Raw genomic sequence first — 17,915 nt, 5'->3', positions numbered from 1 at the left:
GCGGTCAGGCTGCTGGCGCCGTGGGTCACGTCGATGCTGATCGAATAGCGAAGGGGCTTTTCCGCCTGTCCAGGGTGGCGACGCGGCCGCGGCACGGACCAAGCGCCATAAGGAACTGATCGACGGGACTCAGGGATATGGTGCGGTCGAGAAGACTCGAACTTCCACGGGTGTTACCCCACAGCGACCTCAACGCTGCGCGTCTACCAATTCCGCCACGACCGCACTGTCACTGGCTTGGTGACGGGGTCTTTAGACAACCGCGCCCGTCACCTCAAGCACAAAATTAGACACGCGCGGCGGGCCCGCGGCGCTGCCGCCACCAGAGAGCCGCCAGCACCACGAACCCGCAGCCAACGACGATCCAACCCATCTGTGATGGCGCGTCCAAGACAATCTCGTTCATCCTGCGCCCGGGCACAAAGGTGAACAGACCAGCCAGTCCAAGCGCGCCGAAACAGGTCGCTTCCAAGGCCATCCGATGTTCGACAAAGCGTCGTGCCCGGGCATGGCGCACCCCGTCGAAAACACCCACCAGGGCGATTGCGCTGAACAAGTGAATGGGCCCGAGATGGCCGACCAGCGCCAATTGTCCGCTCGGGATCAAGAGGCCGGTCAGCGACAGGCCCACGATGCCCGTCACCCAGGTATATCCGGCCCGCTTGTGCCAGCGATCACGCCGCCTGCGCCACAGCGCGACCGGCGCCGCCAGCAGGGCGGGCAACGCGCACAACATGTGCAGCTGCATGATGAACGACGCGTCGAGGAAAGGCCGGACGGTCACGCGCGGGTCTCCTGCATTGGCATGGCGGTGACATTTGCCTATGCATGGGGCGCGCCTGCCCGCCGGCGCAAACCGGGATACGCGAACAAACAGGAGCCTTTCGTGAACGACGTCGGCCCGCAATCCGCGCTTTGCCAGTTGCGGCGGCAGTTTCAGCATCCCGTGACGCTGAGCATCCTTGCGGGCCTGGTGGCCACGCGACACACTCGGACGCGGGCGCGTCGCACCCTTGTCACCGCTGCCCTGACCGGTCTCGCCGCGTTGGTCGCCGTTTTCGCGGTCAACGCGGTGACTTTTGCCTACGTCCCGCCCCCCGGCGCGGCCCTGCCGCTGGCGGCGCAAGTCCTGGCGATCAGCCTGGTAATCACGGGGGTGACCAAGGTGGTTTTCCACGCCTTGGACAAGGCACATTCCCCTGCGCCCGATCAACCCCGCCTTCTGCCGATCCTCGAACGCCTGCCGCTGGGGAAGCGTGGCGCTCTGGTGGCACTTTCGGTCGAGGACCATTATGTCCGCATCCGGATTGTAAAGGGTGAGGAGAAGGTGCTCATGCGGCAAGCCGAGGCCATGCGCGAGGTGGGCGGCACCCCCGGTGGGCAAGTCCACCGTTCGCACTGGGCGGCCTTCGGGCAGGTCCTGGCGGCGCGGCGCGATGGGGACCGCGCCATCCTGACCATGGCGACGGGCCCCGAGATGCCCGTCAGCCGCGCGAACCTGCCCAAGATAAAGGAGGCGGGGCTGCTGCCCCGGTGAACGCATGGTCAACTGGATCACCACGGACGGGCTGACCGACTACGAGGCCGCCGTCGCCTTCATGGAGGACCGCGCGGCGGCCATCGCCGAGGGCCGGGCCGAAGAGTGCATCTGGCTGGTGGAACACCCGCCACTTTACACCGCGGGCACGAGCGCAAGGCCCGCCGACCTGGTCGATCCGGACCGGTTTCCCGTTCACACGACCAAGCGCGGCGGACAGTATACCTATCACGGCCCCGGCCAGCGGGTGGCCTACGTCATGCTGGACGTGGGCCGCAGGGGGCGCGACGTGCGCTGCTTCGTCCGCGATCTCGAACGCTGGGTCATCGCCACGCTGGACACGTTCAACATCAAGGGCGAGGTGCGCCCCGGCCGCGTCGGCGTCTGGGTGGAGCGCCCGGAAAAGCCACCCCGGCCCGACGGCACCCCGCGCGAGGACAAGATTGCCGCCATCGGCATTCGACTGCGCAAATGGGTCAGCTTCCACGGCATCAGCCTCAACGTCGACCCCGACCTCAAGCATTTCAGCGGCATCGTGCCCTGCGGCATCTCGGACCACGGCGTCACCTCACTGGTGGACCTCGGCTTGCCCGTGACCATGGCCGATCTGGACGTGGCGCTGCGACAGACATTCGAGGCATCTGTCAGGGCCCGTGAATGACCCGGCCACGTCTGGCGCTGTCAAACGCCCGGCGCGGCTGGACGCCGCGCCGGGTCGGGGCTCAGAAGCGCCGCGTGGCGCCGAAGGCGATGCGGTTCATCTTGTTGTCGATCGCGAAGGCAGAGTCAGCACCGTCGCCCGACAGCTCGATGGCCGAGCTGTTGAACTGCATGTGGTTGAGCTCGGCCTTGAGCGACCAGCCGTTACCGAGATCATGGTCCAGGCCGATCCCGATCACCCAGCCGCCGCGGGTTTCGCTGGCCGTCATGACATCATCGGACCCGTTTGTATGGGAATGGTCCTGCCGAATGAACGCCCCGCCTGCTTCGGCGTAGAGAAGCGTGTTTCCCGTGACCTGCCCGTAGCGCCCGGTCAGTGTTCCCAGCGCGTTCGTCTCCGATGAGAACGGCCGGTCCGAAGAGCCGACGCCGCCAAGGCCGTCGCCTTCGATCTTGCCGACCATCAGGTCGGCTTCGATCCCCATCACCTGGGCGCCGGTTTGCATGTTGTATCCCACGACACCACCGATGGCCGCCCCCCTCAGGTCATAGTCGGCGGCATTCAGCGAATCGCCGTCGCCCCCCTGCCCGCCAGATGAGCCATTGATGCCGTGCCATGCCACGTCACCCATGCCCCCGCCCAGCAGAACGCCATAGTAGCCTCCGGACCAGTCCTGGGCCTGAACGGACCCGCCAAGCGCCACGAGTGCCGCACTGATCACATATGCTGAAAATCGTCTCATGTTATACTCCTTTGACCGTGGAGTGCCCCGATTATCGAAGCGCCGACTCACACATTCAGACATTAGCATTTTTTTGATTGATATGTCTTGATATGGATCATCTGAGCGTCATCGATGGGCCAAAATGCCTGCGCGCCAGGGGTTTTTATATCGGATGTCCGCGCGATCGCCCACAACGGCCGCTCGGGAGAACAACTCGAATACCCGAGTCTTCTTGTTGTTACGTATCTGTCGCTTTCCTGAAACTCGCGGGGGCTAGCAACGTTGTCGGAACGAATCCAACCACAGCTGTCAGGAGAGACCGATGAAAGATATCGACACTGTCAACATGTCCGCCGATGACTGGGACGAGCAGACCTTCCCGCGTCCCGACACCAACGACTTCGACCAGGTGGTCGAGCGCGCCATCTCGCGCCGCGGGTTCCTGGGCGGCGTGCTCGCCTTCGGCTCGGGCGCCGCCGCGATGGGCACCGGCCTGCTCAGCTCCTCCTCGGCCGAGGCGCAGGCGGCCGCCAGCCGCTTCCCCTTCACACCCATCGACATCCAGACCGACCACACCGTTCATGTCCCCGAGGGCTACACCTGGCACACGATGGTGCGCTGGGGCGATCCGTTGTTCTCGGATGCTGACGGCTATGACGTGAACGCGGGCGGCGGCCCGGTCGAGGGGTCGGACCGCGTGTTCGGCGAGAACACCGACGGGATGGAAACCTTCGCGCTGGGCGGTCGCACGATCCTGGCAATCAACAGTGAGTACACCAACCGCGGCACCAACCTGCCGGCCGAGCAAGAGGGTGTGCCCGCCAACGCCGGCGACGTGCGCAAGCTGCAGAACCTGCAGGGCGTGACCGTGGTCGAAGTGGCCGAGGGCGAAAACGGCTGGTCCATCGTCAAGGACAGCCCGTTCAACCGCCGCATAACGCACAACACGCCGATGACGATCGTCGGCCCTGCCGCCGGGCATGACCTGCTCAAGACCGAGGCTGATCCGACCGGCACGCGAAGCCTCGGCACCATGAACAACTGCGGCTCGGGCCGCACGCCCTGGGGTACCTACCTGACCTGCGAAGAGAACTTCAACGGCTACTTCGGCTCGACCGCCGAAACGCAGGACCAGAAGCCCAACGCGCTGGTCGACGGCTATGCCCGTTACGGCATCGGGACCGACGGCTGGGGCTATGACTACCACAAGTGGGACGCGCGGTTCGACACGTCGCAGAACCCGAACGAGCCGCACCGCGCCGGCTGGGTCGTCGAGATCGACCCGACCGATGCCGATAGCACCCCGGTCAAGCACACCGGCCTTGGCCGCTTCAAGCACGAGAACGCCGAGGTCGTGCTGGCAGCGGACGGGCGCGTTGTCGTCTACATGGGCGACGACGAACGCGGCGAGTTCATCTACAAGTTCGTGTCGAATGGCACCTATGCGCCCGGCGGTTCGACCGACGGGTTGCTCGACGATGGCACGCTCTACGTGGCGAGGTTCAGCGACGACCAGACCGGCGAATGGCTGCCCCTGACCCCCGAGACCACCGGCATGGAGAGCGACGCGGAGATCCGCATTTTCGCCCGCAAGGCCGGCTCGGCGGTCGGCGCAACCACCATGGACCGCCCCGAATGGATCTCGGTGAACCCGCACGCGGTCGAAGGCTACTGCTGTCTGACCAACAACCGCAACCGCGGCGTCAAGGCCAACGCGGGCGGCGACGAGACCCCGGTGGGCGGCCCCAACCCGCGCGAGGTCAACCACTATGGCCAGATCGTGCGCTGGATGCCGCACGGCGACGACCATGCCGCGGACACCTTCGACTGGGATCTCTACGTCATGGCCGGCAACCCGACCGTGCATGACGATGCCTATGCCGGGTCGTCCAACATCACCACGGGCAACATGTTCAACTCGCCCGACGGTATGGCCTTCGACAGCACCGGCCTCGTCTGGATCCAGACCGACGGTGACGATGACAACGCGGGCGACTTTGCAGGCATGGGCAACAACCAGATGCTTGTGGGCGATCCGGTCACCGGCGAGATCGCGCGCTTCATGACCGGCCCCAATGGCTGCGAGGTCACGGGCCTGTGCTGGTCGAACGACCGGCGGACCATGTTCGTGGGCATCCAGCACCCGGGCGGCAGCTGGCCCGACGGCGAAGGGCTGCCCAGGTCCTCGGTGATCGCGGTCAAGCGCGAGGACAACGCGATCCTGGGCTGACGGGCGGCGAGGCATACCTTGCAGGTCACACGGGCGGGCCGCCCAAACCGGGCGGCCCGTTCCTGTTTCACGGTGTAACACCGTTGCTTGAAAAAAATTGCGGCAGAACGCCAGGCGACTTGATTTGCGTCAACGCGCGCCCGGCGGGAAATCGTCATCGACGGTCCCGAAAAGACGATACTGCGCCATTTTAACCCATGCGTTTCCCGGCATGGGTTGTTGCCTCGTTCCCGCCACCGCTCTAGAACGAACTCCGAAGGGGGAGTCCTGCGTGACTCGCCCGATCAAGACTTTGCGCAGAGGAGAGCCACATGGCGGACGCAGCCATCCACGGCCACGAGCACGAGGACAACCGGGGGTTCTTCACCCGCTGGTTCATGTCAACCAATCACAAGGACATCGGCATCCTGTATCTTTGGGTGTCCGGGATCGTCGGGTTCATATCGGTGGCCTTCACCGTCTACATGCGGCTGGAGCTCATGGAGCCCGGCGTGCAATACATGTGCCTCGAAGGCGCCCGCTTCACCGCGGCCGCGGCGGCGGAGTGCACCCCCAACGGGCACCTTTGGAACGTCATGATCACCTACCACGGTGTGCTGATGATGTTCTTCGTGGTCATTCCCGCGCTCTTCGGCGGCTTCGGCAACTACCTGATGCCGCTGCAGATCGGTGCGCCCGACATGGCTTTTCCGCGGCTGAACAACCTGTCGTTCTGGATGTTCGTGGCCGGTGTGGCGCTTGGCATCGCCTCCATGCTCGCGCCGGGCGGAAACGGCCAGGCGGGGGCCGGTGTCGGCTGGGTTATGTACCCGCCGCTGTCGACCGCTTCGGCCGGTATCTCGATGGATCTTGCCATCTTCGCGGTGCACGTCTCGGGGGCATCTTCCATCCTTGGTGCGATCAACATCATCACCACCTTCCTGAACATGCGCGCCCCGGGCATGACGCTGCACAAGGTTCCGTTGTTCGCGTGGTCGATCTTCATCACCGCCTGGATGATCCTGCTGGCCCTGCCCGTGCTGGCCGGCGCCATCACCATGCTTCTGATGGACCGGAACTTCGGCACGACCTTCTTTGATCCGGCCGGTGGCGGTGATCCGGTGCTTTACCAGCACATCCTGTGGTTCTTCGGCCATCCCGAGGTCTACATCATCATCATTCCCGCCTTCGGGATCATCAGCCACGTGATCGCCACCTTCAGCCGCAAGCCAATCTTCGGCTACCTGCCCATGGTCTATGCCATGGTCGCCATCGGCGTGCTTGGCTTCGTCGTCTGGGCGCACCACATGTACACCGTCGGCATGTCCTTGACCCAGCAGAGCTATTTCATGCTGGCCACCATGGTGATCGCGGTGCCGACGGGGGTGAAGATCTTCAGTTGGATCGCCACGATGTGGGGGGGGTCGATCGACTTCAAGACCCCCATGTACTGGGCCTTCGGGTTCCTGTTCCTCTTCACAGTAGGCGGTGTCACCGGCATCGTGCTGTCGCAGGCGGGCGTGGACCGGGCGTATCACGACACCTATTACGTCGTCGCCCACTTTCACTACGTGATGAGCCTTGGTGCCGTCTACGGCATCTTCGCGGGCATCTATTTCTACATGCCCAAGCTATCGGGCAGAAAGTTCCCGGAATGGGTCGGCAAGACCCATTTCTGGGCCATGTTCATCGGGTCCAACCTGACCTTCTTCCCGCAGCACTTCCTGGGCCGCCAGGGCATGCCGCGCCGTTACATCGACTACCCGGAGGCCTTTGCCACCTGGAACTACGTCAGCTCGATCGGTGCATTCATCGCCTTCGCCTCGTTCCTGTTCTTCATCGTAATGCTGTTCAAACTGCTGCTGAGCCCGAAGAACGCGACCGAGAACAACCCCTGGAACGAATGGGCCGACACGCTGGAATGGACCCTGCCCTCGCCGCCGCCCGAACACACCTTCGAGCAGTTGCCCAAGCAAGAGGACTGGGACAAGGGACACGCCCACTAGGGGACACATGCAACGCACTTCGAGGGCCCCGGGATTTCCGGGGCCCTTTCCTTTTGCGGCCACCGGATTACTTGCCGGGCGGAGAACTGCCGAAATGCCGGAATTCTGGTCATGCCCTACGAATGGACAAGCTCCGACGCGCCCGACGGGCCACGGGCCGAACTGCATCTCTGGCCCTACCGATCGCTGCTGCGGCGGGACTTCGTGATCTTCATATCGCTGACCGCGGCGCTGGTGCTGATCCCGCTGCTGGTGTTGATCGGCTCGCCGGTGCTCTGGGGCATCCTGCCCTTCATCCTCGTCATGCTGGCGGGGGTCTGGTGGGGGCTGTCACGATCCTATCGAGATGGCGAGATCGTCGAAGAGCTGCGCCTCTGGCCGGACCGGGTGGAACTGGATCGCCATGATCGCAATAACGGCCATCGCAGCTGGTCGGCGAACCCCTATTGGGTGCAGGTGACCATGCGCGAGGACGGACCCGTTCCGAACTACATCACCCTCAAGGGCGCGGGCCGCGAGGTCGAACTGGGCGCCTTCCTGTCCGAGGTCGAGCGCACGGCGCTTTTCGACGACCTGCAGACACGGCTGGCCCGGCTGTCGACCATGACAGCGCGGCCTGATCCCTGAGATCGGGGGCCGGCCGTCCGGGTCCGGCCCTAGCCCAGCCGATCCTTGACCATGGGGCCGACCTTGCCGAAATCCATCCGGCCCGTGTACTGTGACTTGAGCTTGCTCATGACCTTGCCCATGTCGCGCAGGCTTTCGGCGCCGACCTCGGAAATGGCCTTGTCCACGGCCTTGGCGACCGCGCCCTCGTTCATCTGCTGGGGCAGGAACGCCTCGATCACGGTGATCTCGGCGCGTTCCTTCTCGGCCAGTTCCAGCCGCCCGCCCTCTTCATAGGCGCGGGCGCTTTCTTGGCGTTGCTTGACCATCTTGCCCAGTATCGCCAGGATCTCGGCATCGCCGACGCCGTCCTCTGCGCCGTCGCCACGCAGGGCAATGTCGCGGTCCTTGATCGCCGCATTGATAAGGCGCAGCGTCGCCAACTTTTCGCTGTCCTTGGCCCTCATCGCCTCCTTGAGAGCGGTGTTCAGGCGCGTGCGCAAATCCATCGGTGTGATCCCCAGTTCCTGCCATGTCCATCGGCACAAGCCTGCATCCTACCGCATTTCCCAACGGGCTCACAAGGACCACAGTGTCCGGTTGACGCGGCGGCCTTGACCCGCCCCGGCCTCGCCCGTAAACCCCGATCAGTCCGCCAAAGGGGAGTCGCGCAGCATGGCCCGTTCCGAGACCGCCAAACCGACAGCCTGCCTCGTTCTCGCAGACGGCAGCGTCTTCTACGGCACGGGTTTCGGCGGGACCGGCCAGACCACGGCGGAACTGTGTTTCAACACCGCTATGACCGGCTACCAGGAAATCATGACCGATCCCTCCTATGCCGGACAGGTCGTGACCTTCACCTTCCCCCACGTGGGCAATGTCGGCGTCAACCCGGAAGATGACGAGACCGCGGACCCCGTGGCCGAGGGGATTGTGGTCAAGTGGGACCCGACCGAGCCCTCGAACTGGCGCTCTGCCGAGCGGCTCGAAGCCTGGCTATCCAAGCGCGGGCGCATTGGCATCGGCGGCGTCGATACCCGCCGCCTGACCCGGGCGATCCGCAAGCAGGGCGCCCCGCACGTGGCCTTGGCCCATGACCCCGCCGGGGACTTCGACCTCGACGCGCTGCTGGCCGCCGCGCGCGGGTTCTCGGGGCTCGAAGGGATGGACCTTGCGCGCGAAGTCACCTGTGCCCAGTCCTATCGGTGGGACGAGATGCGCTGGGCCTGGCCCGAAGGGTATGCCCGCCAGACCGAGGCGCGCCACAAGGTGGTTGCGATAGACTACGGCGCCAAGCGCAATATCCTGCGTTGCCTTGCCAGTGCGGGCTGCGAGGTTACGATCCTGCCCGCCAGTGCCACCGCCGAAGAGGTTCTGGCGCTCGCCCCGGACGGCCTGTTCCTGTCCAACGGCCCCGGCGACCCGGCCGCCACCGGGCAGTATGCCGTGCCGATGATTCGCGAGGTTCTGGACAGCACCGCCATGCCGGTCTTCGGGATCTGCCTGGGCCACCAGATGCTTGCCCTGGCCCTGGGGGCGCGAACGGTCAAGATGAACCACGGCCATCACGGCGCCAACCACCCGGTCAAGGACCTGGGCACCGGCAAGGTCGAGATCACCTCGATGAACCACGGTTTCACCGTGGACAGCCAGACACTGCCCGAGGGCGTGCGCGAGACCCATGTCTCGCTTTTCGACGGCTCCAATTGCGGCATCGCCATGGACGACCGCCCGGTGTTCTCGGTTCAATATCACCCCGAGGCCAGCCCAGGGCCGATGGACAGCTACTACCTGTTCGAGCGCTTCGCCAAGGCAATGGATGACCGCGCAGCCTGAGGCGGTGTCCTCTGGCCCGGAACGGTCTTGATGTCTTCGGCGGGTCCCAACTACGGGATTGGCCAGCCCCCCTCGCGCGACGGCCGCCGGCAGCCCCGCGCCATCGGTCTCCTGCCCTGAGTCACAGGCCAGAGCGCCGGGCGCGAAATCGCGCGCCACAACCCCAGGTTTATTAACCGGCCGTTAACCCGGGTTATCCCAAGGTTAACCACGGGACCGGACGGTTAACGGGACAGGCATGATCCTCACCCTAAGGCAAAGACAGAACCCGCGCGGCCTGCGCATTCACGACCGTGGCGCGGCCTTGTCGCGGCCCCGCCCGGTGGCCGAGGTTCTGGGGCTTCGGGGGCTGGACCACGCACACCGGGCGGCGGCGCTTTCGGGCAAACGCCAAGCGGCGGCCGAACGCTTGCAGGGCCTGCAGACCGTCGATACCGCGCACCTGGCCGCCGACCCGCGCCTTGTCCGCGCCCTGGGCGAGGCCTTCTGCCTCGCCCGCCGGCAACTGCCACTGCGCCATGTCGCCGGCACGTTGGTCCTGCTGACCGATCCAGAGGGCGCACAGGCACCCCCCGATCCGGCCGCGCTGCACGGATTCGAGACCTGCCGGATTCGCCTGATCCAATGCGCGCCGCACCAAATGGACACCCACCTTGCCCGGGCCTGTCCAGCGGCCCTGCAAGACATGGCCGAACGGCGCACCCAGCCTGGGGAGAGCTGCCGCGACTGGCCCGTCGGACGCACCCGCGCGCTGGGGATCGCCGCGCTGCTGGTGACACTGACCTGCCTGTTGACCTGGCCTGCCGGGACCTTTGCCGCAATGCTGTGCTGGGGCGTGTTGACGCTGACCATCACGACAGCCCTCAAGCTCGTCGCGGCGGTGCTCTTTCTGCGCCGCCCGCCCGAGACAGCCCCGCCCCGGCCGCTGGCCATGCCGGACCTGCCTACCGTATCGGTCCTGGTGCCGCTGTTCGAAGAGCGTGACATCGCCACGGCGCTGATCGCGCGGCTGAAGCGGCTGGACTACCCCATGGCAAAGCTCGATATATGCCTGGTCGTCGAACGCGACGACAGTCTGACCCGGGCCACTGTCGCGGCCACAGACCTACCCGCAAACATGCGGGTGATCGAGGTACCGCCAGGCACGCTGCAGACCAAGCCGCGGGCCCTGAACTACGCGCTGAATTTCGCCCGTGGCAGCATCATAGGCGTCTACGACGCCGAGGATGCCCCCGACCCCGACCAGATCCGCATGGTGGTCAACCGCTTCGCCGCCCGCGACCGGACCGTCGCCTGCCTGCAGGGGCGACTGGACTATTACAACAGCCGCGCCAACTGGCTGGCGCGATGCTTCACCATCGAATATGCCACCTGGTTCCGCATCGTCCTGCCCGGGCTTCAGAAACTCGGGCTGGCGGTACCTCTGGGTGGCACGACGCTGTTTTTCCGCCGCGACATCCTCGAATCCCTCGGAGGCTGGGACGCCCACAACGTGACCGAGGACGCTGACCTGGGGATTCGCCTGGCCCGCCACGGTTACCGGACAGAGATCCTTGAAACCGTGACCGAGGAAGAGGCTAACGCACGCGCCTGGCCCTGGATCAAGCAACGCTCGCGCTGGCTAAAGGGCTACGCTCTGACCTGGGCCGTGCACATGCGCAGCCCCCGGCGGTTGTGGCGCGACCTGGGTCCGCGCGCCTTCCTGGGGGTGCAATTGCTGTTCCTCGGCACGCTCAGCCAGTTCGTGCTGATGCCTGCGCTCTGGTCGCTCTGGCTGATCGCGCTGGGATTACCGCATCCCCTGTCGGGGGTCGTGACAGGCCCGGTGGCACTGGCTTTGGCCACTCTTTTCATCAGTGCGGAAGCCATCGGCGCCGGCATTTCCGCATTGGCGGTGCGGGACGCGGGCAAGCCCGACCTGATGAAATGGGCACCGACCCTGCATGTCTATTTCCCGCTGGCCACCCTCGCCGCCTACAAGGGGCTGCTGGAACTGACCAACCGCCCCTTCTACTGGGACAAGACCGCCCATGGCATCTTTGCCCCCGGCGCGCGCCGGGCCACTGCACGAAGGGGCATCACAGGATCGCGTCGTTCGCCTCGGCATCCAGACGCAGCCTTATGACGAAGGCTTGGCTGATGTGTTCGCGCAGGGCGGCGTCCGCGGCATCGCCGTCTCCCTCTTCGATGGCGCTCACGATAAGCTCGTGTTCTTGCAGCGTGTCCGCCGAACGCCCCTCGGCCGCGATCGAGGTCGAGGCCAGCAGGGCCATGGACCGGTGCACGAGGTCCAGCTGCTGCACCAGGTAGCGGTTGTGGCTGGCCAGGTGGATCTGCTTGTGAAAGCGGCGGTTGGCGCGGGCCATGGCGTCAGGGTCGTTCTCCAGCTTTCGATCGGATTCCAGCATATCGCGCAGCACCCGCTTTTCCTCGGGTGTGGCGTGGCGGGCGGCCAGGCGGGCGGCCAGGCCCTCCAGTTCGCCGCGCACAACGTAAAGCTCGCTGAGTTGCGAATGATCCAGCGATGCCACGATCAGCGACCGGCCGTCGCGGGTCAACAGACTTTGCGTTTCGAGCCGTTGCAGCGCCTCGCGGATCGGCGTGCGCGAGACACCGAAGCGGTCGGCCAGCTCACTTTCCACGAGGCGGCTGCCAGGCTTGTAGATACCGGTATCGATGGCCTCGAGGATCAGTTGATAGGCGTCTTTTTGCGGCGTCTTCAGCTCCACCATGGTGCTTCCCCTTAGCGTTTCGATGAACCGTATCCCGTTGCACCCGATTGTATCAAGTCGGACGGATTGCCGCCCCCGTGAATCCGCACTAGGTAGGCGACCATGGTCAAAGCCGCGTTTTCCCACGTGCGTGCCTGGGTCTTCGACCTGGACAACACGCTCTACCCGCCAGAGACGGGCCTTTTCGCCCAGATCGAACCCCGCATGACAGCCTATGTCGCCCGAGCCGCCGGGGTCGACCTGGACGAGGCCAACCGCCTGCGCGACCTCTACTGGCGGCACTACGGCACGACGCTCGCCGGGTTGATGGCCGAGCATGACGTCGACCCGGCCCCCTACCTGGACGAGGTGCACGAGATCGACTTTTCCGTGCTGGACCCCGCCCCCGAGCTGGCTCGCGCCATCGCCGCGCTGCCCGGCCGCAAGATCGTCTATACCAACGGCTGCGAGCCTTACGCCCGCAACGTGCTGGCCGGGCGGGGGCTGACAGAGGTTTTCGACGCCGTCTACGGCGTCGAACATGCCGGGTTCCGCCCCAAGCCGGAACAAGCCGCCTTCGAAGCGGTCTTCGCCCTCGATGACCTGTCCGCGGACTGCGGGGCCATGTTCGAGGACGACACACGCAACCTGGCCGCGCCGCACGCCATGGGCATGCGCACGGTCCACGTCGCCCCGCAGCCTGCGCATCACGATCACATCCACCACCACACCGACGACCTGGCGGCTTTCTTGTCGCAGCTTGTCTGACGACGCTTTCCCCGGCCCGTGCCCCGGCCTATGTCTGGGTAATGGACCAGATCGATGTCTTTATCTCGGGCGGCGGGGTCGCGGGACTGAGCGCCGCCGCCGCCTTTGGCAGCGCGGGCTTTTCCGTGGTCATTGCCGACCCGGCCCCCCCGATCACCGAGGCCGCGTCACAGGGCGCCGATCTGCGCACCACGGCCTTCCTGCAACCGTCACGCGAACTGCTCGACCGCGCCGGGGTATGGGCGCGGCTTCTGCCCCATGCCGCGCCCTTGCAGGTGATGCGTATCGTTGACGCCGGCGGCCCCGTGTCCGAGCCCCGGGTGACCCGCGATTTCGATGCCTCCGACATTTCCGACGCGCCCTTCGGATGGAACTTTTCCAACTGGTTGCTCCGCAGTCACCTGGTCTCGCGCCTGTCGGAATTGCACAATGTCGACTTCCGTCCGGGCACAGGGTTCAGATCCATGCTCACGCGCGAAGCCGAGGCGCTGGTGACGCTTACCGACGAAAGCCGCATGCGCGCCCGGTTGGTAATCGGTGCCGACGGGCGCAATTCGCCGGTCCGGCAGGCCGCCGGCATCGGCGCAAAGACCACGCGCTACGGGCAGAAGGCCATCGTCTTCGCCGTCACCCACCCACAGCCTCACGACAACATCTCGACGGAGGTGCACCGCGCCGGCGGGCCCTTCACCCTGGTCCCCCTGCCCGATCAGGACGGCAAGCCCTGTTCGGCGGTGGTCTGGATGGACACCGGCCCCGAATGCCTGCGCCGCATGGCCCTGCCCGACACGGACTTCGAAGCCGAGGCGACAGAAAGGTCAGCCGGGGTAAACGGACCACTGAAACTGTCCGGCCGGCGCATGGTCTGGCCCATCATCAGCCAGTTGGCCGAGCGAATGCAGGCCGAACGCACCGCGCTGCTGGCCGAGGCCGCACATGTCGTGCCGCCCATCGGCGCGCAGGGACTGAACATGTCGCTGGCCGATCTGACCTGCCTGCTGGATCTCGCGGAACACCACCCCGACCGACTGGGAGATGCGCGGATGCTCGCCGACTATCACCGCCGCCGTCATCCCGAGGTGGCCCTGCGCGTGCGCGGGGTGGACGCGCTCAACCGCGCGTCCATGGCCGGGACGCCGATCCTGCGCGACCTGCGCGCCAAGGGGGTCGCGGGGCTATACGGCATCGCACCGCTGCGCAGGACGCTCATGCAGATGGGACTGGGCGCGCGCGGCTGACGCCGCATGACCAGACATCTGGCCATTGGCCGGTGTCAGCCGATCCTGTCGCGCCAGCCATGCCGCGGCGCGAACCCCACCATGCGTTTTGCCTTGGCGTTGGAATAAAAGGTATCGAAGGGGCCCATCTCGCCCTTGACCGGCACGCCCTTGTAGAACTCGTCGATCACCTGGGAACTCGGAATCCCCACCGATGTGTCGTCATTGGACACGTTGAAGACCTCGTAGCCCAGACCGTCGGTCTTCAGGCAGCAATCCACCATGTGGCCCAAGTCGCGCGCGTCTATATAGGCGAAGATGTTGCGGCGCCGAAGGGCGGGGCGTTCGACGAAATCCGGAAACATCTCCTCGTATTCATGCGGTTCGATCACGTTGTTGATCCGCAACCCGTAGATATCCACGCCCGACCGCGCCTGGAACGACCGCGCGGTCGCCTCGTTACAGACCTTGGACATGGCGTAGCTGTCGTGGGGCACCGTGGTATGCTCCTCGTCCACGGGCACGTAGTCGGGCTTGAGCTCTCCGGCGGCAAAGCAGACACCGTAGGTGGTTTCGGAACTGGCGAAGATCACCTTGGGGATGCCCAGTTTTACTGCCGCCTCGATCACGTTGTAAGTCGCGAGCGTGTTCTGACGAAAACACTCGCCGTCCGAGCCGATCAGAATGCGTGGAACAGCAGCGAAATGCACCACGGCATCATAGGGTTGCGGCGGCCTGTCCAGCTCGTCCAACCCCGCCCACTGGGTCATGGCCCCCATGACCTGGCCGCTGTCGCACAGGTCGATCAGCAGTTCATTGGTCTCTTTCAGCCCGCTGGGCACGCGATCAATATTGACCACCTCGTGGCCCGCCTCTTGCAGGACCGGGATCGCGTGGCGCCCCGCTTTTCCGCTGCCGCCGGTGAAGAAAACACGCATGTCGCACCCTCCTTGCTTCGGGCGACAGACTACGCCCCTCGCAACCGGTTGCAAGGGGGCCGTGGACCAACAACCGATTGCCCCGAAGCAGGGTTTGCGCCACACTGTGCGCCAATCAATGGAAACGAGCAGCAACCATGGCAGACGACCTTCTCGACCCGGGCGGCTCCGGGGATTATGATGCTTCCTCGATCGAGGTGCTGGAAGGGCTGGAGCCCGTCCGCAAACGGCCCGGCATGTATATCGGCGGCACCGACGACCGTGCGCTGCATCACCTGGTGGCCGAGGTTCTGGACAATTCCATGGACGAGGCCGTGGCTGGCCACGCCAACCGCATCGAGGTGGAGCTGCACGCGGACAATTCCATCACCATCCGCGACAACGGCCGCGGCATCCCGATCGACCCGCACCCCAAGTTCCCGGAAAAATCGGCGCTAGAGGTGATCCTCTGCACGCTGCACGCGGGCGGCAAGTTCGGAGGCAAGGCCTACCAGACCAGCGGCGGCCTGCATGGCGTCGGCGCCTCAGTGGTCAACGCGTTGTCGGACTCCATGGTCGTGCAGGTGGCCCGCAACAAGGCCCTGCATGAGCAACGCTTTGCCCGCGGCAAACCCCTCGGCCCGGTGGAAAAGGTCGGCCAGGCGCCCAACCGGCGCGGCACCACTGTCACCTTCCACCCCGACGCCGAGATCTTCGGCAGCCACCAGTTCAAGCCAGCGCGGCTCTTCGCCTCGATCCGGTCCAAGGCCTACCTGTTCTCGGGCGTCGAAATCCGCTGGAAATCCGCCCTCGATGACGGCGAGACCCCGACCGAGGCAACCTTTCACTTTCCCGGCGGGCTGGCCGACTACCTGCGCGAAACGCTCGGGACGGCCTCCACGTATTCCGACCGGCCGTTTTCGGGCACTGTCGATTTCCAGGACAAGTTCAAAACGCCCGGCAAGGTGGAGTGGGCCATCCACTGGACGCCCAGCCGCGACGGGTTCCTGCAAAGCTACTGCAACACGGTGCCCACGCCCGAGGGCGGCACCCATGTTGCGGGCTTCTGGGCGGCGATCCTCAAGGGGATCAAGGCCTATGGCGAGTTGGTCAACAACCGCAAGGCCCAGCAGATTACCCGCGATGACCTGATGACGGGGGGCTGCGCACTGGTGTCGTGTTTCATCCGCGAGCCCGAGTTCGTCGGCCAGACCAAGGACCGGCTGGCCACCGCCGAGGCGCAGCGCATGGTGGAAAACGCCGTGCGCGACCATTTCGACAACTGGCTGGCCGCCGACACGAAATCCGCCGGCGCGATCCTGGATTTCCTTGTCCTGCGGGCCGAGGAACGCCAGCGCCGTCGCCAGGAAAAGGAAACCGCTCGCAAGTCAGCCACGAAAAAGCTGCGCCTGCCGGGCAAGCTGGTCGATTGCACGGCCACCAATCGCGCGGGCACGGAGCTTTTCATCGTCGAGGGCGACAGCGCGGGCGGGTCGGCCAAGATGGCGCGCGACCGCAAGACCCAGGCCCTGCTGCCCCTGCGTGGCAAGATCCTGAACGTGCTGGGGGCGGCGTCGTCCAAGCTGGGCAGCAATGCCGAGATCAACGACCTGACACAGGCGCTTGGTGTGGGGCTGGGCACGAAGTTCAACATCGACGACCTGCGCTATGACAAGATCATCATCATGACGGATGCGGACGTGGACGGCGCCCATATCGCGTCCTTGTTGATGACCTTCTTCTTCACGCAGATGCGGCCGATGATCGACGCGGGGCACCTCTACCTGGCCTGCCCGCCCCTGTTCCGCGTCACCCAAGGGGCCAGGCGCGTCTATTGCCTGGACGAGGCGGAAAAGAACCGCCTGCTGGAGACCGGGCTGGGCGGCAAGGGCAAGATGGACGTGAGCCGCTTCAAGGGCCTGGGCGAGATGGACGCGAAGGACCTGAAGGAAACCACGATGGACCCGGCCTCGCGCAAGCTGATCCGGGTGACCATCGACGACGACGAGCCGGGCCAGACCGGGGACCTGGTGGAACGGCTGATGGGCAAGAAACCGGAACTGCGGTTCCAGTATATCCAGGAGAACGCGAGGTTTGTGGAGGAGTTGGATGTCTAAGAACCAAACGACAATGAACCTTATCGTTGAAACGCTGAAAACGCGCGCGGACAATAGGTTTACTGCGAATGAGTTATCTAGGTTGATGGTCGAAAACAATGCTGACTGGGCGGAAAAGAAGCGACAGAAAAGCAAAAACGAAACAATCAAACAAGGCGGCTTTGAAGAGTTGCGTGCGCAGGTTCAAAGCGAAATCGGTTCTCATCGAGAAAAAATAGAAAAGCACCCAAACCTCAGAATGACGGAGGATAGGCCAAGAAAATATTATTACACAAAACTTTCGGAGAGCGAGGAGGTAGAAGCTGTAGAAGATGAGAGTGGTAGTGAATCAAATCATCTCCTTACGGAACATGATCTCTACCCTATTCTGGCAGATTACTTGAAAGACGAATTTGGAGTTTTAGCGAAACGAGTTGATGAGAAGCGCTCTAAGAATAATAAAGGCTCTGGTGGAAACCGATGGCTTTAAGGACTCTCTGAAGAACCTCCCCTTTTTCGCGTGATCTGATAGGATTTCGGCGAATGACAGAGGAGCCCGCCGATGCCAAAGCAGCCAGCCATTCCCGGCCTTCGTGACGCGATGAAGAAAAAGGTGACGCGTCGGGA

General features: G+C 64.7%; 16 protein-coding genes and 1 tRNA gene. 11 read left to right on the top strand and 6 right to left on the bottom strand.

Features of this window, described 5'->3' with window-relative positions:
- Positions 1-138: 138 nt before the first annotated feature.
- Positions 139-225: transfer RNA gene (locus VJ897_RS08265), tRNA-Leu, on the bottom strand.
- Between the two features lie 61 nt (positions 226-286).
- Positions 287-943 (bottom strand): DUF2306 domain-containing protein, encoded by a 657-nt coding sequence (locus VJ897_RS08260; RefSeq protein WP_324054990.1) that lies wholly within the window; start codon positions 941-943, stop codon positions 287-289.
- A gap of 3 nt (positions 944-946) precedes the next feature.
- Here VJ897_RS08260 and VJ897_RS08255 point away from each other — a divergent pair, with 3 nt between their 5' ends.
- Complete coding sequence (locus VJ897_RS08255; protein WP_324054988.1) at positions 947-1,537, top strand: LytTR family DNA-binding domain-containing protein; 591 nt, start codon at positions 947-949, stop codon at positions 1,535-1,537.
- Positions 1,538-1,541: 4 nt separating this feature from the next.
- Positions 1,542-2,198, top strand: a complete 657-nt coding sequence (gene lipB / locus VJ897_RS08250; RefSeq protein WP_324054986.1) for a lipoyl(octanoyl) transferase LipB — start codon at positions 1,542-1,544, stop codon at positions 2,196-2,198.
- A 61-nt stretch (positions 2,199-2,259) separates the two neighbouring features.
- On the opposite strand, the gene VJ897_RS08245 is transcribed toward lipB, so the two are convergent.
- Positions 2,260-2,940, bottom strand: coding sequence for an outer membrane protein (locus VJ897_RS08245; RefSeq protein ID WP_324054985.1), 681 nt, complete (start codon positions 2,938-2,940; stop codon positions 2,260-2,262).
- Between the two features lie 304 nt (positions 2,941-3,244).
- On the opposite strand from VJ897_RS08245, the gene VJ897_RS08240 reads away from it, so the two are divergent.
- The 3 genes from VJ897_RS08240 (at position 3,245) to VJ897_RS08230 (ending at position 7,764) form a co-directional block, all read left to right on the top strand.
- Positions 3,245-5,152 (top strand): PhoX family protein, encoded by a 1,908-nt coding sequence (locus VJ897_RS08240; RefSeq protein WP_324054983.1) that lies wholly within the window; start codon positions 3,245-3,247, stop codon positions 5,150-5,152.
- 311 nt (positions 5,153-5,463) lie between these two features.
- A complete protein-coding gene (ctaD, locus tag VJ897_RS08235; RefSeq protein WP_324054981.1) occupies positions 5,464-7,137 on the top strand; it encodes a cytochrome c oxidase subunit I in 1,674 nt (557 codons plus the stop codon).
- Positions 7,138-7,248: 111 nt separating this feature from the next.
- Complete coding sequence (locus VJ897_RS08230) at positions 7,249-7,764, top strand: DUF2244 domain-containing protein (protein ID WP_324054979.1); 516 nt, start codon at positions 7,249-7,251, stop codon at positions 7,762-7,764.
- Between the two features lie 29 nt (positions 7,765-7,793).
- On the opposite strand, the gene VJ897_RS08225 is transcribed toward VJ897_RS08230, so the two are convergent.
- Positions 7,794-8,252: a GatB/YqeY domain-containing protein gene (locus VJ897_RS08225; RefSeq protein WP_324054992.1), complete on the bottom strand. Its 459-nt coding sequence runs from the start codon at positions 8,250-8,252 to the stop codon at positions 7,794-7,796.
- A 166-nt stretch (positions 8,253-8,418) separates the two neighbouring features.
- Between VJ897_RS08225 and carA the strand changes: the two genes are divergently transcribed.
- Positions 8,419-9,579 carry a glutamine-hydrolyzing carbamoyl-phosphate synthase small subunit gene (gene carA, locus VJ897_RS08220; RefSeq protein ID WP_324054977.1) on the top strand — a complete coding sequence of 387 codons (1,161 nt, stop codon included), beginning with the start codon at positions 8,419-8,421 and terminating at the stop codon, positions 9,577-9,579.
- A gap of 238 nt (positions 9,580-9,817) precedes the next feature.
- Positions 9,818-11,704 carry a glycosyltransferase gene (locus VJ897_RS08215; RefSeq protein WP_324054974.1) on the top strand — a complete coding sequence of 629 codons (1,887 nt, stop codon included), beginning with the start codon at positions 9,818-9,820 and terminating at the stop codon, positions 11,702-11,704.
- Here VJ897_RS08215 and VJ897_RS08210 read toward each other — a convergent pair.
- Complete coding sequence (locus tag VJ897_RS08210) at positions 11,658-12,311, bottom strand: GntR family transcriptional regulator (protein ID WP_324054972.1); 654 nt, start codon at positions 12,309-12,311, stop codon at positions 11,658-11,660. The two genes, VJ897_RS08215 and VJ897_RS08210, sit on opposite strands and share 47 nt — an antisense overlap.
- Before the next feature lie 102 nt (positions 12,312-12,413).
- Here VJ897_RS08210 and VJ897_RS08205 point away from each other — a divergent pair, with 102 nt between their 5' ends.
- Entirely contained in the window at positions 12,414-13,058 is a 645-nt protein-coding gene (locus VJ897_RS08205) for a pyrimidine 5'-nucleotidase (RefSeq protein WP_324054970.1), read from the top strand.
- A gap of 41 nt (positions 13,059-13,099) precedes the next feature.
- Positions 13,100-14,296 (top strand): UbiH/UbiF family hydroxylase, encoded by a 1,197-nt coding sequence (locus VJ897_RS08200; protein WP_324054968.1) that lies wholly within the window; start codon positions 13,100-13,102, stop codon positions 14,294-14,296.
- 35 nt (positions 14,297-14,331) lie between these two features.
- On the opposite strand, the gene VJ897_RS08195 is transcribed toward VJ897_RS08200, so the two are convergent.
- On the bottom strand, positions 14,332-15,213 hold the full coding sequence (locus tag VJ897_RS08195; protein WP_324054967.1) for an NAD-dependent epimerase/dehydratase family protein: 882 nt from the start codon (positions 15,211-15,213) through the stop codon (positions 14,332-14,334).
- 137 nt (positions 15,214-15,350) lie between these two features.
- Between VJ897_RS08195 and parE the strand changes: the two genes are divergently transcribed.
- Both parE and VJ897_RS08185 read left to right on the top strand, forming a co-directional pair.
- A complete protein-coding gene (gene parE / locus VJ897_RS08190) occupies positions 15,351-17,309 on the top strand; it encodes a DNA topoisomerase IV subunit B (RefSeq protein WP_324054966.1) in 1,959 nt (652 codons plus the stop codon).
- A gap of 13 nt (positions 17,310-17,322) precedes the next feature.
- Positions 17,323-17,778, top strand: a complete 456-nt coding sequence (locus VJ897_RS08185) for a hypothetical protein (protein WP_324054964.1) — start codon at positions 17,323-17,325, stop codon at positions 17,776-17,778.
- Positions 17,779-17,915: the final 137 nt, after the last annotated feature.

The organism is Salibaculum sp. (assembly GCF_035270045.1).
GTDB lineage: Bacteria > Pseudomonadota > Alphaproteobacteria > Rhodobacterales > Rhodobacteraceae > Salibaculum.
This window is presented reverse-complemented; position numbering and strand designations above follow the sequence as displayed.

Bases quoted from the DNA above. Each gene is read 5' to 3' on its own strand.
- parE (WP_324054966.1), top strand. From the start codon at position 15,351: ATGGCAGACGACCTTCTCGACCCGGGCGGCTCCGGGGATTATGATGCT.
- ctaD (WP_324054981.1), top strand. From the start codon at position 5,464: ATGGCGGACGCAGCCATCCACGGCCACGAGCACGAGGACAACCGGGGG.
- VJ897_RS08200 (WP_324054968.1), top strand. From the start codon at position 13,100: ATGGACCAGATCGATGTCTTTATCTCGGGCGGCGGGGTCGCGGGACTG.
- VJ897_RS08260 (WP_324054990.1), bottom strand. From the start codon at position 943: ATGCTGAAACTGCCGCCGCAACTGGCAAAGCGCGGATTGCGGGCCGAC.
- VJ897_RS08195 (WP_324054967.1), bottom strand. From the start codon at position 15,213: ATGCGTGTTTTCTTCACCGGCGGCAGCGGAAAAGCGGGGCGCCACGCG.
- VJ897_RS08230 (WP_324054979.1), top strand. From the start codon at position 7,249: ATGCCCTACGAATGGACAAGCTCCGACGCGCCCGACGGGCCACGGGCC.
- carA (WP_324054977.1), top strand. From the start codon at position 8,419: ATGGCCCGTTCCGAGACCGCCAAACCGACAGCCTGCCTCGTTCTCGCA.
- VJ897_RS08185 (WP_324054964.1), top strand. From the start codon at position 17,323: ATGAACCTTATCGTTGAAACGCTGAAAACGCGCGCGGACAATAGGTTT.
- lipB (WP_324054986.1), top strand. From the start codon at position 1,542: ATGGTCAACTGGATCACCACGGACGGGCTGACCGACTACGAGGCCGCC.
- VJ897_RS08210 (WP_324054972.1), bottom strand. From the start codon at position 12,311: ATGGTGGAGCTGAAGACGCCGCAAAAAGACGCCTATCAACTGATCCTC.
- VJ897_RS08215 (WP_324054974.1), top strand. From the start codon at position 9,818: ATGATCCTCACCCTAAGGCAAAGACAGAACCCGCGCGGCCTGCGCATT.
- VJ897_RS08245 (WP_324054985.1), bottom strand. From the start codon at position 2,940: ATGAGACGATTTTCAGCATATGTGATCAGTGCGGCACTCGTGGCGCTT.
- VJ897_RS08205 (WP_324054970.1), top strand. From the start codon at position 12,414: ATGGTCAAAGCCGCGTTTTCCCACGTGCGTGCCTGGGTCTTCGACCTG.
- VJ897_RS08225 (WP_324054992.1), bottom strand. From the start codon at position 8,252: ATGGATTTGCGCACGCGCCTGAACACCGCTCTCAAGGAGGCGATGAGG.
- VJ897_RS08240 (WP_324054983.1), top strand. From the start codon at position 3,245: ATGAAAGATATCGACACTGTCAACATGTCCGCCGATGACTGGGACGAG.